This is a genomic window from Paenibacillus sp. 8b26, assembly GCF_050626875.1.
Classification (GTDB): domain Bacteria; phylum Bacillota; class Bacilli; order Paenibacillales; family Paenibacillaceae; genus Paenibacillus.
In genome coordinates this window covers 5,400,474-5,414,553 of record NZ_CP192445.1, presented here as the reverse complement: position 1 = coordinate 5,414,553, position 14,080 = coordinate 5,400,474, and the positions used below count along the sequence as shown (strand labels likewise).

10 protein-coding genes and 1 pseudogene are annotated in these 14,080 nt (G+C 41.0%); 2 read left to right on the top strand and 9 right to left on the bottom strand.

What is annotated here, in order from left to right; all coding sequences use genetic code 11:
- Window positions 1-232: 232 nt before the first annotated feature.
- The 5 genes from ACQ4MX_RS25180 to ACQ4MX_RS25160 all read right to left on the bottom strand — a co-directional run bounded on the left by ACQ4MX_RS25180 (window position 233) and on the right by ACQ4MX_RS25160 (window position 7,354).
- Window positions 233-3,343, bottom strand: a complete 3,111-nt coding sequence (locus ACQ4MX_RS25180) for an efflux RND transporter permease subunit (protein WP_431087911.1) — start codon at window positions 3,341-3,343, stop codon at window positions 233-235.
- Window positions 3,340-4,764, bottom strand: a complete 1,425-nt coding sequence (locus ACQ4MX_RS25175) for an efflux RND transporter periplasmic adaptor subunit (protein ID WP_431087909.1) — start codon at window positions 4,762-4,764, stop codon at window positions 3,340-3,342. The genes ACQ4MX_RS25180 and ACQ4MX_RS25175 overlap by 4 nt, the downstream gene beginning before the upstream one ends.
- A gap of 162 nt (window positions 4,765-4,926) precedes the next feature.
- Window positions 4,927-5,577 carry a response regulator gene (locus tag ACQ4MX_RS25170; protein WP_431087907.1) on the bottom strand — a complete coding sequence of 217 codons (651 nt, stop codon included), beginning with the start codon at window positions 5,575-5,577 and terminating at the stop codon, window positions 4,927-4,929.
- Window positions 5,574-6,803: a sensor histidine kinase gene (locus ACQ4MX_RS25165; RefSeq protein WP_431087905.1), complete on the bottom strand. Its 1,230-nt coding sequence runs from the start codon at window positions 6,801-6,803 to the stop codon at window positions 5,574-5,576. The genes ACQ4MX_RS25170 and ACQ4MX_RS25165 overlap by 4 nt, the downstream gene beginning before the upstream one ends.
- A 272-nt stretch (window positions 6,804-7,075) precedes the next feature.
- Window positions 7,076-7,354 (bottom strand): hypothetical protein, encoded by a 279-nt coding sequence (locus ACQ4MX_RS25160; RefSeq protein ID WP_431087903.1) that lies wholly within the window; start codon window positions 7,352-7,354, stop codon window positions 7,076-7,078.
- Window positions 7,355-8,457: 1,103 nt separating this feature from the next.
- Here ACQ4MX_RS25160 and cysK point away from each other — a divergent pair.
- Window positions 8,458-9,396, top strand: a complete 939-nt coding sequence (gene cysK / locus ACQ4MX_RS25155) for a cysteine synthase A (RefSeq protein ID WP_431087901.1) — start codon at window positions 8,458-8,460, stop codon at window positions 9,394-9,396.
- A 591-nt stretch (window positions 9,397-9,987) separates the two neighbouring features.
- On the opposite strand, the gene ACQ4MX_RS25150 is transcribed toward cysK, so the two are convergent.
- The 3 genes and pseudogenes from ACQ4MX_RS25150 to ACQ4MX_RS25140 all read right to left on the bottom strand — a co-directional run bounded on the left by ACQ4MX_RS25150 (window position 9,988) and on the right by ACQ4MX_RS25140 (window position 12,021).
- A complete protein-coding gene (locus tag ACQ4MX_RS25150) occupies window positions 9,988-10,374 on the bottom strand; it encodes a hypothetical protein (protein WP_431087899.1) in 387 nt (128 codons plus the stop codon).
- Between the two features lie 14 nt (window positions 10,375-10,388).
- The gene (locus ACQ4MX_RS25145) at window positions 10,389-11,123 is read right to left on the bottom strand and encodes a hypothetical protein (RefSeq protein ID WP_431087897.1); all 735 of its coding nucleotides are present in this window, start codon (window positions 11,121-11,123) and stop codon (window positions 10,389-10,391) included.
- Window positions 11,124-11,686: 563 nt separating this feature from the next.
- Window positions 11,687-12,021, bottom strand: a pseudogene (locus ACQ4MX_RS25140) (YolD-like family protein).
- 816 nt (window positions 12,022-12,837) lie between these two features.
- On the opposite strand from ACQ4MX_RS25140, the gene ACQ4MX_RS25135 reads away from it, so the two are divergent.
- A complete protein-coding gene (locus ACQ4MX_RS25135) occupies window positions 12,838-13,164 on the top strand; it encodes a hypothetical protein (protein ID WP_431087895.1) in 327 nt (108 codons plus the stop codon).
- Window positions 13,165-13,221: 57 nt separating this feature from the next.
- Here the strand turns inward: ACQ4MX_RS25135 and ACQ4MX_RS25130 are convergent, their stop codons facing one another.
- Window positions 13,222-14,022 carry a discoidin domain-containing protein gene (locus ACQ4MX_RS25130; protein ID WP_431087893.1) on the bottom strand — a complete coding sequence of 267 codons (801 nt, stop codon included), beginning with the start codon at window positions 14,020-14,022 and terminating at the stop codon, window positions 13,222-13,224.
- Window positions 14,023-14,080: the final 58 nt, after the last annotated feature.

The following is a 14,080-nucleotide window of genomic DNA, read 5'->3' as shown; positions in this document are numbered from 1 at the left end:
TTGGAACGTTCATCTGATATTAGAATGTGACCGTTCGGCTCATTTCCAGTCATATAATTCTCTCCTTTGGTACCATTTAAAATCTGTTTAGACCGCTTTTGATGAGTAATACACGCATACTATTTCATTGTATTGCGCCAGCAAAAGAAAAAATCGTACATTAGGGCAAACAGCCTAATGTACGATCGGGTAATATTCGAGCACACCATAATCTATCTATCTTTTATAAAAGCTACAAAGACAATGAACTATCGTTATTTGTATGCATTTCCTTCTTATGCTTCCGTTTCAGCTTCAGTTGAGCTACGACCATATAAAGAGTCGGAACTACAAACAACGTTAAAATGGTTGAAAAAATCAGTCCGAATATAATAGTCGCTGCCAATGGCTTGAATAGAATTTCTCCCATCGTAGCAATCGGTATCATTCCGACGATCGCAGTTAGCGAGGTGAGCAAGATCGGACGGAAACGGGCAGAGCATGCCATTAAGATGGCTTCTGTTAATTCGGCGCCTTCACGCCGTGCATCTTCAATAAACTCGATCAATACAATACCATTACGCACGACGATACCGGCAAGGGAAATGATACCCATGATACTCATAAAGCCGATTGGCATACCTGTAATAAAGCTACCCAGCACTCCTCCTGCTGCTGCCAGGTACACAGTCGTCATAATAATGAGCGGTGTGGAAACCGAGTAAAACTGCATGGTGATCAAGAGCAGAATGAGAAAAACAACGATAACGGCTAATTTGCCTAAATCCTTAAACAAATCGGACTGCGTAGATGTTTCCCCGTCCATTTCCCAAGTGTACCCCGAATCGAAATGTGTACTTGTAAGCTTGCTGCGAATATCCTGGGTGAGCTCCGTAGCCGTACGCCCTTTTGCATTGGCTGAGATCGTTACCGTCCGTTCCAAATCATAGCGGTGGATTTGCTGAATGGAAAAGTCCGGTTTCATCGTGGCTAACTGGGATAACGGGATCTGCTCTCCTCCTGCATTAGTGACACTTAGCTGTTGGAATAACACCTCAGGATCATGGTTAGGTTTATCCATGTACATATTGATATCCAGCAGTTCCTTACCCGTATCAAAATCCGTAACCTTCACTCCGTCACCCATTAGCAACAAAGTGCGGGTTAAGTTGGAATAGTTGACCTGATATTTATCCAAGGCCTGCTGGTTGACTTGAAAATTCAAATTATAGCTTTGCATCCCCATATTATCGGTCACATCTACAGCTCCAGAAGTCCCCGCAACAATTTCTTTTATTTTTGTGGTCATCGTTTGCAACTTTCCAAGGTCTTCTCCTTTAATACGGACAGACACTGCACTACCGACTGGGATGCCTAATTGAGGAACACGTATACTTATTAATGCTGCTGGATATTTGGCTTGCAGCGTACTTGTCCAGCTGTCCACTGTTTTTTTGATATCAAAGACTCCCTCTTTACCAACAACAGCAAGTTGTCCGTGTACCGCTCCCACGGAGCCACTACCAGCTACTATATCGCTGTACATTTGAGGTGCTCCACCCCCTGCCGTTGCTGCCAAATGTTCGGTTTCTGGCTGCTTTTTAACCCAATTCTCAATCTCGGTTGTAACCTGATTGGTTGCCTGCAACGACGTTCCTTCTGGCATAGTTACGTTGATTGTGGCATCCGGTTGGTCCGATTCAGGAAATAATTGAATGGGCACAATAGCAAGCAGTCCATAAGCTGCCGTACCAATCATAAGACCAATAAGCGCAGTGAAAAGTGGTCGACGCAGTATTCTCGGCATCCAGTTTTTAGCGTATATATTAGAGAGGGACTGAATTTGATTGCCCAGAAGCCCTGGAGGCTTGGTCGGTTTGCTACGTTCTTTACCTTTATGACGGTTATCGTACCATTGACGGAAAATAGGAATGATCGTAAGCGACATAATCATGGAGGCCAGCATCGTTAACGAAATAACGGTAGGGATTGGTTTAATAAAGTCTCCCATATTGCCCGGCAGAAATAAAAGCGGGGCAAATGCTGCAACTGTAGCCAGCGTGGCTGTAATGATCGATAAGGATACTTCCTTCGTTCCTTTAATTGCCGCCTCCGTAGCATCTTCCCCAAATTCAGAGCGTCGGCGTTCAATGTTGTCGTTTACTACAACGGCATCATCAACCAGTATCCCCAGTACGATGATTAATCCGATGACTGAAATTTGATTCAGCGTCGTTCCTGTCATCGGCAAGACAATAAAACCGATGGCAATAGAAACAGGGATAGCCAAGGCCACAAATGCAGAGGTCAGCAAGTTTAATCCTAATGTACAAATCACAATAACCGATGCAATAGCAATCATCATCTCTTTGGACAGATTACCAAATATTTCACTTACACGGTCATTTTGAGCAAACAGCAGCTCAAAATGTACATCCTTTGGCAAGCTACTCGCAAGTTCGTTGATTTTGGCTGTTGCTGCTTTGGATACCGTTGGTACGTCTGTGCCTTTATCTCCACTCAAACTGATTGAAATAGCTGGCTTGGTATTCACATACGTATAACTCTCCGTTTTTTTAAAAACAAGCGAGGCTGCACCTATATCCTTCAAGGATATAGGGAACCCTTCTTCGTTGCTTGAAATCTGAACGTTATTTAAAACATTGGGATCAGTTGAAGCATCTACCGTCAACTGATACGTACGCTGATTGAAATCCAGACTTCCTGTAGGTACTCTATCGTTTTCATTTTTAATGGCTTGAACGACCTGTTCCCAGGAGATGTCATATTGCTGCATTTTTTGAGTGTTCAGGCTTATCCGTACTTCTTGTTCTGGAATTCCTTGAATATTAACTTTTGAAATACCTGAAACCGTTTTTAATTGATCTTTCCAGGTGTTCATCAACTCATTTAACGCATACAAATTTTCAACTTTATCAGAAGTGATTGCGTATGATCCGATGAAGGAGCCTGCCATGCTATCATTGATAATGGGCTGCATCGCATCGTCCGGAAGCTCAGACTGTGCATCCTGTACTTTGGTACGAAGATCAGCCCACACTTTTGTCGGGTCCGCCTCATTCAAAGCTTCTATACTTATACTGGATTGGCCTTTTGACGAAGTGGAAGAAATCGTTTTGACACCTTGCACTTCTTTAATTTTCTGTTCCAATATCTTCGTAATGGTTTGTTCGATTCTTTCAGGTGAGGCCCCTGGATACACAGTTGTAACACTGGCTGACATAGGAATAACGTCAGGCATCTCCTGTTTAGGTAACGATGCAAAGTTGTAAATCCCTAGCAAAATGCACATGCCAAAGAAAATAAGTGTGATTTTCTGTTTTTTAACGATATATTTAATCATTCAGACGACTCCTCCGATTTCCCAAGTACATCATTCCCGAGTAAATCGCCATTAAATAAGGTTCCTGCTCCTTGCGTAACGATTTGATCGCCTGCCTGTAGCCCAGAGACAACTTCGAGCTGATTATTAGTCACTTTTCCCAGTTTAATGGATGTTTTAACGGCCTTACCATTTACAGCTTTAAAGACATAAGGGTCATTTCCCGTACTAATTACGGCCTCTACGGGCACTAAAAGCGCTTCGTTTTGATTCATGCTTTTAGATGCACTAATGACTTGACCAGGCTTCCAATTGAGTTCGGGGTTGGGAATGCTCACTTCCACATTGATGCTTCCCGTTTTGGAATTCGTCGATGGATAGATCTGGGTAACGGTTCCTGTCCTTATTTCATTATAGAGGGATATATTTACTTTTTGATCTTTCTTCCAGGATAAGATTTCACTATCCTGTACGGGCAGGAGCACTTTTAAAGTGCTGATATTTCCAACAATAAACGCTTCACTTCCGCTGGAGCCCAACTGCCCATCAGACACCTTTTTCTCAATCACAACACCAGCTATGGGGGAGGTTAAAGTGGTTTTCTTAAGTGCCAACGCCGATTGCTCATAAGCAGCTACCGCATCCTCGTAGGAAGCCTGAGCCTGAGCTTTACTGGCTAACCCTTGTTGCTGAGTAGCTCTAGCCGATTCCAACCCTGCCCTGGCCTGATCTACACCATCCGAAGCTTGTGCACGCTGTTCCTGGGAAGCTCCTGCAAGCAAAAGGGACAATTGCTCTTGCGCATCACTCAAACTTTTTTGTGCATTTGTTACTTCCAGCTGCGCATTTTCATTTTCCGTTAATGATACGGCCCCTGCCTGAAATAGACTTTGGGTCCGGGCGGCATCTGCCTTTTTCTTGTTGTACATATTGGTTGCCGCAGTAACCGCATTTTTCGCCTGTACAATTTCTTGTTTTTTGGCTCCATTGTTCAATTCCTGCAATTTGGATTGGGCTGAATTAATCTGGGATTGTGCATTACGAATGCCCGCCTGTGCCGATTGAACGGAAGCGTCCGCTTGGCTAACACCGGCTTTCGCCTGCTCCATAGCTGCCTTGGCCCGCGCAAGCTGCAGCTGATAAGTAGATGTGTCCAATTTCGCGAGGACTGCCCCTTTATGTACTTGATCCCCCACTTCAACCGTTGTATTTAAAATACGTCCATCCGCTTCAAAGGAAACTGCAGTTTGATTGCTTGCCTGCAATGTTCCCGCCAAATTAAATTCATTAGCCAAAGGCTGCATCTTTACTTTTTGAATTTGTACTGGCTGACCAGATTTTGCAGTGGTATCCTCCGAAGCGCTTGAGCAACCGGAAACCACCATGGCGAGGGTTATTCCCGTGACTAGCATTTTGATTCGTGTCCTATTCAACAATTTCATCCTCCTCGACTTCCTCTAAGCAGTTTGAGCAATCCATAATATTAAACTGCATACCTTTTTTTTCATAGTACAGCAGTTTATAAAAAAAAAAATCGTACATAAGGGCAAGCTCCTTATGTACGAAAGGGCAAATTCGAACTGAATATGTTTTTATTTACCATTTTAACGATGCAGAATACCTCGTTCCAGAGACACGGCTACCGCTTCGGATCGGGAATCGACACCGAGTTTATTGTAAATGTTCGTTAAATGTGCTTTCACGGTCCGCTCCGAAGTCCCCATGTCGAACGCAATTTCCTTGCTCCTAAGCCCCCGTGCAACGGACTGTAATATAATTCTTTCTTTCTCGGTCAGAATTGAAGTATCTTCACGCTGCTCACTCTTGACCTCTCTCTCACTTGTTTTAGCAAAAACCCTTGCTGTAATTTCTGGCTGAAGAAGTGTCTCTCCCCTTAATGCGGATTCAATAGTCCGAAATAGATTCTCACGGCTGGTATCTTTTAATAAATATCCTTTTGCCCCCAAAGACAGTCCTTGGATCATTAAATCATCTTCGTTATAGGTAGTCAGGATAATAACTGGTGTGTCATTTTGTCTTTCTTTTAAAGCTTTCATTGTCTCCAACCCGCTCATTTGAGGCATATATAAATCCATTAGTATGACATCCGGCTGAAGTTCCTCAATCAGGGGAATAGCTGTTGCCCCATCTTCGGCTTCACCGACAACCTCGTAGCTGTCATTTGTCTCTAGAACAAGTTTTAGCCCTTCTCTAACCACCCAATGATCATCTACGATTAGTATTTTAAATTTCATGCTATGTCTCCTTTGGTAAGAGGTGCCTCTACTTTAATAGACGTACCTTCTTGAGCTGTGCTGTTGATCTGTATTGTTCCACCCAGTAGACGCGCACGCTCGTGAATGCCTATGAGTCCGTAATGTCCTGATCGTCTGGCGACGATATCTGGATTAAATCCTTTTCCATCGTCACGGATCTCTATATAGATTTTACCTTGATTATCCAAAATATTGATCCCTACGTTCTTGGCATGCGAATGCTTGGCTACGTTCGTTAGACATTCACTTATGATGTGTAGCCCATGCTCAATCAACAACCTGGATACCGAGGATTTAATCTTGATGTCCAGTGCTGTTCGAATGCCGGTAGCCATCGTAAAACGCTGCGCTTCTTCCCGGACTGCATCCGCAAAGTCCACTTCCGAAGCCGATTTTGAACGCAGGTTATCTATAGCACGTCGTGAGTCAGCCAAAGCCTTGCGTGCCTGGGACATGGACTGCTGAACGATTTCATGGGCTCTCTGTGAGCTGCCTTGTGTCAGATGAGCATCTACGGCTTCCAACTGCATAATCAGGCCAGCAAGACCTTGAGCCAGTGTGTCATGCAGGTCCCGCGCCATGCGTTGCCGCTCGTTGGCTAACGTAAGCTCCTCCACTTTTTGATGTGCAAGCTCCAGCTCATTGAGAAAGTTTTGGGTACGAATCCGCGCATTGACTTGTTTGTAGAAAAGAATAGAATATGCAGCTACGATAATAACGATAAGAATGAGCAACCCAATAAACAGCACGGAGTTCTCACCATCGTGATGCCATATCATAGCAAGGCAAAAAAGAAGGTAGAAACCAAAAAACACCAACACAACTTTTTTGGTTTGATAATATATACCTATGCTTTGACCGATTAAAATTGGAATTAATCCAATCAGCACAATTGGGAAACTGACAGGAAGAAGGAAAGCGCTTAAAAAGATGATTCCTGCTTGAATAATAAAATAGATCCATGAACCGTAATATAGCACTTTACGAACATGCCAGTACAAAAGTACGTGCAGAATTATTGCCAGAGAGAACAATAGACTTCGAAGCGGTAATGGTGTGGATATATTTTGAATAATAATTCCCTCGATATAGATGAAAACGATCCATAATATAATCGGAACTCTGGATATGTTAAGCCGATCACTTTCGCTATTGTTTATCTTTAAGTCTACATCGTGGTCTTGATCATTGCATTCTTTACCCATAGTTCACCTCTTTATTTCTTTGTTCCAACTCAAAATTCTGGAAATGAATAGCCATACAACTAACTTAGTTGCATACAAAAGACCTTATATTTATATTTTATCATTTTGTAACATAGTTAAAAGTAAGTAAAACTGTATCTCAAGACATTTTACAAAATTATGGAGTTAAAAAAAACGTACGTATGGGCGAGGACGTGTGTACGTTTGGGCAAAATGGATGTATGTATGCTAAATATTCAATATCAATTATAAATTTTCCCGTATTTGCTGGGTCAAAAGAATAACGATAAGTGAGCAGATTTCCACAGATGGTGACTGGATGAAGCCAATAATAACAAAGGGAACAATGTGATGGTTACATTGGAAACAAGACTAAATAATCCGGTTACATAATTCGTAATTAAAAAGAAACCTTTGTTCAAGTATCCGTTCAGATGTGTCAGTGGATTAACGTCGCCCAGAAAAATGGCAGAAAGTGTCCCATTCAGTTCTAATTCATGAACCTTTTTACTCAATGCACTAAATAGACTGGGATCATTCTCAACGATCATATATAAGGCCCATTGCTAATGCACATGGGTGCGCTTTGATCAACTTGCCTGTGCTCATGGACATAAGTAATCCCCTCTTTTTCTCCCAGCGTCACCTTAAAGGAGAACGTCGTAAATACATATTAGAGCTCGAATGGACCCCTTAATTGCAAGAGATTTCATGGATTTCCTTCCTTTCGGTCATGCGTTTTAGGATTACCGGAAATAGGAAAAGATACTTTACTCCTAAGCTCAAATCACTTGTTCATTTAGCTAACAAGTTTGAAAAGAGAGCACTGCTTAATGATCTTTATGAAACTTGCAAAAAGACAATCATCGTTAAATCCATTCCCTTTAGCCAAAACAAAAACGCCTCCTCCGCATATTAACGGTGAGGCGCTTCGTCGATCCTGTGTACCTAAAACGGAATACTCCGCAGGTACGCAGGACCTCTCGTTATTTTCGTCCTTTAACGCTGATGTGATCGTGATAAATCAAGGATGCCGAGGACCGGGATCGAACCGGTACGGTAGTCACCTACCGCAGGATTTTAAGACATGAGTTTTTAATATACTGTACTGGCATACAGTTCCAAAATCCAGTATTCTCAAGGCTTTTATATGCTCGTATATGTTCTCATTTGGACTGTATTCTACACAAAATACTACAGCCTGTCCCCAATTTGTCCCCAATAAAAAGAGCAGGAGGGTTATTTCTCACTGCTCTTTTTGCCCTCTACCTTAAATGCGAAATCATCATCCGCCGATCACTAGGTTAGCAGATGGTATCTTTTACCGTATGTGTTGTCCTACCTCATGCCACTATCGTTTATTGTACACTGTAATCTAATTTCTATCCTCCAACGCATCTTAGGAAAAAAATCCAGTTTATTATGAACCGTGATAATTATCTCGAAATTTAAAAATGATTATACATTCTTAATGACTCTCTTGGTTCTGAATAAGCTTGAACTATTTTTTATGAGTAGTAACTTTAGGCTTAGACTGTCTCCATCCGTTCCCACTCCGCACTATGAATTAACAGGACATGGTTATGAAGAAAAATTCGTGATAATATCTATGTCATAGTAAGTAGATATGAATTAATTGTTTGGAGGGATAATTTTGACTAAAATTCACCAAAAGTTGACAGAATTAATTGGAAATACTCCTTTATTAGCACTGTTGAACTACAGCCAAATCCAAAATATTGAGGCAAACGTGGTAGTAAAGTTGGAATATTTTAATCCGGCTGGTAGCATTAAGGACCGCATTGGATATGCTATGATTAAAGATGCTGAGGAGAAAGGCTTAATCAATAAAGGCTCTGTTATTATCGAGCCGACAAGTGGCAATACTGGAATCGGACTTGCATTTGCAGCTGCGGCTCTTGGATATAAACTTATAATTACACTTCCTGAAACGTTTAGTATCGAACGTCGTAAGCTTTTGACTGCGTTCGGTGCTGAGCTTGTGTTAACACCGGGATCCGAGGGGATGAGAGGCGCTATCAAGCGTGCTGAGCTCTTGGCTGCCGAAACACCAAACTCTTTCATACCACAGCAGTTCAGCAATCCTGCCAATCCAGAAATTCATCGCAAAACTACAGCTGTGGAAATCTGGCATGATACGGACGGCGGTGTAGATATTTTTATCGCGGGCGTAGGTACAGGTGGAACTATTTCGGGCGTTGGCCAAGTATTGAAGGAACGAAAACCTTCTGTAAAAGTGATAGCCGTCGAACCGTTCGATTCACCAGTGCTGTCTGGCGGTACTCCAGGTTCACATCAACTACAAGGACTCGGTGCTGGTTTCATTCCAAATAACTTTAATGAAGAATATGTGGATGAGGTTTTCAAAGTTAAAAACGAAGATGCGTTTGAAACTGCACGCCTGCTTGCCAAAACAGAAGGGCTGCTTGTTGGTATTTCTTCTGGGGCTGCGGTTTATGCAGCAACACAAATTGCGAAGCTTCCAGAAAACAAAGGCAAGACGATCGTGGTCATATTACCTGATACAGGTGAGCGTTATTTATCCACTCCGCTTTTCTCAGACGTAGAATAATAACAAGCAAGAGCCCATGGAATTGTTTTATTAACCTGAATTGATTTCTTTCTTTGCAGCGGTCCATTTTTTACACAACAAATGGACCGTTAGCGAAGAAAAAGTTACCTCGGCCCAGCGGTATGTCGTTGTAGCTCATCAGGCTTTTTCTGTAAAAGTGGGCTTCTCCGTAGTAGTCTTGTACCAATCCGTAAGCCTCTTTCTTTAACTTGATGCGGGTGTAGCGCATCGTCTTCAGGAAGTCTTCGATTGCGATATGAGGATTGATCTGCTTTTTTAATTACTCAGCTAAAACGCTAGCATCAAATGCTCCTCGAAAGATTTCGGCTGAATTGTCGTAGGTAAGGCGGTTGAGAACATTTCTTGTTTATTGGATAACGTCAGTAGAATATTACTATCCTTAGATTTTTGCTAGATGCTTGCAGAAATGATATCTTCCAACTTATTCCATCTAAAATCATCCCTGGTGGTTGACCAATCTTTATAAATTTTGAATACTTACATAACAAATACTCAACTAAAGCGCATGTTAACTTAACCTTTGTGAACAAATTAAAGCTCCATTGCTACCACATTTGCTTATGATAACTTCTATTTTTCCATTAATTTATTGAATATCTCTCTATCTTTGGAAGTGAAGTCGGAAATCCGTTTCTTTTGTTCGTATGTGTTGGTACTTGAATCCAATTTAATGAAGCTATTTTCACCAGCCACATATACGATATTTTTTTCTATTTTATAAGACAGGACGTTATCAATCACTGAATATGGGGCTTCAATTTGATGAGTGTATAGTATTGGAGGCTCATCCGATCCTCCTCCCCTGTAAATCTGAAAAGTCCCATCTCCAAAAAACTCTAACGTATCTTTGCCATATGGGTACTTCCTTATCGTATTGTCTCCAGAATTTGCCAGAAAAATTAGAGTAGTAGTTATAACTAGTAGAAAGATCAAGATAAAGATGTATCTGCGTTTCATCTGCAATTCACACCTCACTTCCAAGCTTTTTTTGTATCAGTTACTGTAACATAAGATGTATACTCATTGAGTGTTCCCCATGATTCCATTAAATTTGTTAGGTTGGCCGCAGCCCAACCGAGTTTGTTGTCGCCAGTAAACATTTGTTTAAAATTGTATTCAAAATTATATACATCATAATATATTGTAGTAATTTTCCATTGTCCTTTTACATATGTTCCATCTATTTTGTACTTCATTTTGTGAAAAGCGTTATACAAATCTCTGTCACTTTCAATTGCAATAGACCCATCACTTGAAAAACTTTTAACTTTTTTGTCGTTAGCTTTTTGTACTGCTTTATCAATTACATACATATTATGTTCTTTAGATTTTTTAATTTGCTGCGCCTCATACGACCACTCGTTAAAGTGTAAATGTCCTGGTTTGTAATCAAGTGAATGTTTAAGTAAATTGGCTGTGATGTCTCCGTACTTCTTTCGAGCTATAGGAACAGCTACTAATGTAAATGCTTTACGATCAGGATAATGTATTACAGTGTCTGTCGAATCTTTTACCTGCTCTACGCCTCGCACCCAAGTCTTTTCTAGTTCTACCAGAGGATTTTCAAACGGAAAAGTATTATTTCCTGCATACACTAACATATTCTTACTATATGCGCCTTCCAGTACTTTTTGCGAGACATCAGACTGATGCTTTTTTCTTGTTTCCTTAGGTTCTAACTGAGGACTGTATTGAATTTTTCCCAATTGATCTTCTTTTTGTTTTAAAACAAGTTCAAACTCAAGGATCTCTTTGCTGGTATCAATCTGTTCTTGATACTTATCTACATAAGCGTGTGTAAACGTAATATCTCGGATCGTGTTTCATTTCTCACGACTTGGATATTACATTTTCGATAGTAGTACTCACTATCAGGTTTATATTCTGTGTTTGCCCATGTGTACAGCATGTTGGAATTATCCGCATTGTCTATAACTGAAGGAAGCGAATGAAGCGGAATTTTGCTTCGAATATGTAGCGAATGAGCCAAGTTTGTAGACTTAGCTAAAAGGTTATGGAACTATTATTCTTATAAGTAAAGCCAGTGATCTCACCTTTTACAAACTCGATTGGTTCAGCACCGGATTTGCGTTCTATTCTTAATGAAATGCTCATTGAGATAATTTCCTCTATTAATTCAATCTAGTTTTGTAGGAAAAATTTATGAAAACTAATTTCCAAATATTAATATATACGAAAAATATTAAATAGTAAACAAATTTTTAGCTTGGTAAAGGACGTAAAAAAGCCCCGGTTACCTGGGGGCCTTTTATGTACTTGCAGAAATAATATCCTCCAACTTAATCCAGCTAAAATCATCCTCACCGCGTGACAACTTTACTTCCCTTCTTCCCGTGTTTATAGAAGTAACCACACCTGTCAGTTCCTCATCATTAAACGGGCTGAACACGAGCAGCGTGACAGCCGTACGTGAGTTGTAGAAATCTATTAGCGCTTGCTCGATTAGCTGTGCCCTTCCTGATCATCCAACTCTGGCTTGCCGCGCCGTTGACGGTCTTTCATGAGCTTTAGATACGCTTCCTTATGTTCCGGTATGATGCGGCTGCTTTCCCATAATCCACTACCTTCGAGTCTTTTTGACATGTATGTAGCCTCCTGATGTGTTATGCACAAATTATATTCCGAGTACAAAAAATAAACTCCAGATCATTGGAGGTTTAATACCGTATAATGCCTATTTCCAGACGAGGAAATGTAATGATCTTTTGGTCACCATCCCAGCCCTCTATGATTACAATATAGAGCATATACCGCTCTTGTTGTCCCCTTCTTCCCAAAGCCAGCAAACGCGCGCCTTTATGTCCACTACACTGCTACCTGTCTTTATCTCCAGTTCCTTCATGTTGGGCACCCGTCTTCGCTCAGCAGAATAATTGTAGAGTATTGGTAGTAGCGTTCGATATCAGGTAACAAAGCGTTCAACTTCTTTGTTACCCGGCGTTTCCGTATACTATACAGATCAGAACAATGAACGACGAAAGCGGACACAACTATTATGCAACAATAGCGGAATAGACGGTTGCCAAAGTGACACTAAACTTTTGCAGAAGTTTACGCTGGCGCACGTGAAGCCATGGAAAGAATATGGGGGCGATATTCCTGAGCCAGTAGGGATAAGACAAGAACAGCAGTAAATTTAATGTGTGTATTCCTAAAAGCCTACGTCGTCCATTGTCAAAAGGGGCTGCTGCCGAAAATTCTCCCTTGAACTAGCATTGCCTTTACAAATTGAGCAAATGAGGGATTTACAATAAAGTTTGGACCTCCCCGCATTGGTGCCAAGATGCCAAAGGCTGAGGATAGCTGCGAGTTCCCAAAAAACAGTTTTCAATAAAGCGTACAATCTCAGCACGTACATTTAAACTAATCAGGAAATTATCTAAGTAGGAGGAAATAACCATGGCATTTGAAGGTTATAGAGAAGACAAGCGAGGACATTGGTTTGACTGGCCATTCCCCTTGTCGGTATCAATACTGTATGTGGATGCGGATGTAGATCTAGATGAAACAGAAACGAAATGGTACCTCATTGACGAACAAGAAAAACACTTGATCCGAATTAGGGATGAAAAGCAAATTGAACTGCTTCATCACTGCATGTATGGAGTCTTGTTAAATGACGAGAAGATCAACTGGATTATTGATAAAAATGGCAGTAGATTTACCTATCACGATAGTGTGCAAGATTTTATCAAATTCCAGAAAGAATACCTTGATACATTATAAGAGGCGTGAACAGTTAAAAGCTCTGCCGACCAATTAAGGTTAGCAGAGCTTTTTGAATTATTTAGAGTATTCACTTACTTCAAATGTTAGGATACGGTCAAACAGCATGTAGTCCTTGCGGCTGCTGAATGGACCTTTATTGTTGTCATGCTTGTTAATGGCGTACGAAGCCGAACCAGATCCAGCCTGCTTGCCCTCATACCAGGAAATAAAGTCATTGGCCTCTTTCATGCTTAGGTCGAATTCTTTTTCCAGTCCTGTTGTCATGGTGACTACTAGAATAGCATGGTCTCCGTTTGGAGATGGTTCTTCTGTTCCTGGATTAGGAGTGGAACTCGATACTTTAGACATCATCTCTAATTCGCTAAGAGCTAGATACTTACTTCCATTGTTGCCTGTAATATTAATTCTATAATTCTTATATGAATTAGAATTAGAAAAAGAGAATTTTTTGGGAGTGCTATTTACCCATCCAGTGATATTTGACTGAGTGTCTAGAACGTTCCAAGTAACCCCATCATTTGAGCCTTCGAAAGTCCAATCTTTAGGGGCTCGGTCAGTTGCTTTCGTCTGTGGATATATAACATATTGCTCAATAACTACAGAATTGAAAAAGTCATATCTTAGCCAAGCAGCAGTTGTACTTGATGTCCACGCACTAGCAATAGTGGCAAATTCCTTGTTAAATGCCTCATATGCGTAAGAATATTCATTGCTTGCACTTGCCACTCCAGATGGCAAAGTGTTAGATGTCATTTTTGGAATTAAATTTTCTGAGTACTCTGCTTCGGCTGCAAAAACATTCGATAAGGGAAGAGATAAAAGAACTAGGAATATAATTGTTATAAATGCTTTCATGATCCAGCTCCCCGGTTATCACTATCTTATATCTGCACCTGAGCCACCCTCAGCGTAG

What these genes read in the sequence shown, in the direction of transcription:
- ACQ4MX_RS25180 (WP_431087911.1), bottom strand. Translation starts at nt 3,343, where the DNA reads ATGATTAAATATATCGTTAAAAAACAGAAAATCACACTTATTTTCTTT.
- ACQ4MX_RS25175 (WP_431087909.1), bottom strand. Translation starts at nt 4,764, where the DNA reads ATGAAATTGTTGAATAGGACACGAATCAAAATGCTAGTCACGGGAATA.
- ACQ4MX_RS25170 (WP_431087907.1), bottom strand. Translation starts at nt 5,577, where the DNA reads ATGAAATTTAAAATACTAATCGTAGATGATCATTGGGTGGTTAGAGAA.
- ACQ4MX_RS25165 (WP_431087905.1), bottom strand. Translation starts at nt 6,803, where the DNA reads ATGGGTAAAGAATGCAATGATCAAGACCACGATGTAGACTTAAAGATA.
- ACQ4MX_RS25160 (WP_431087903.1), bottom strand. Translation starts at nt 7,354, where the DNA reads ATGATCGTTGAGAATGATCCCAGTCTATTTAGTGCATTGAGTAAAAAG.
- ACQ4MX_RS25150 (WP_431087899.1), bottom strand. Translation starts at nt 10,374, where the DNA reads ATGAAACGCAGATACATCTTTATCTTGATCTTTCTACTAGTTATAACT.
- ACQ4MX_RS25135 (WP_431087895.1), top strand. Translation starts at nt 12,838, where the DNA reads ATGGCATTTGAAGGTTATAGAGAAGACAAGCGAGGACATTGGTTTGAC.
- ACQ4MX_RS25130 (WP_431087893.1), bottom strand. Translation starts at nt 14,022, where the DNA reads ATGAAAGCATTTATAACAATTATATTCCTAGTTCTTTTATCTCTTCCC.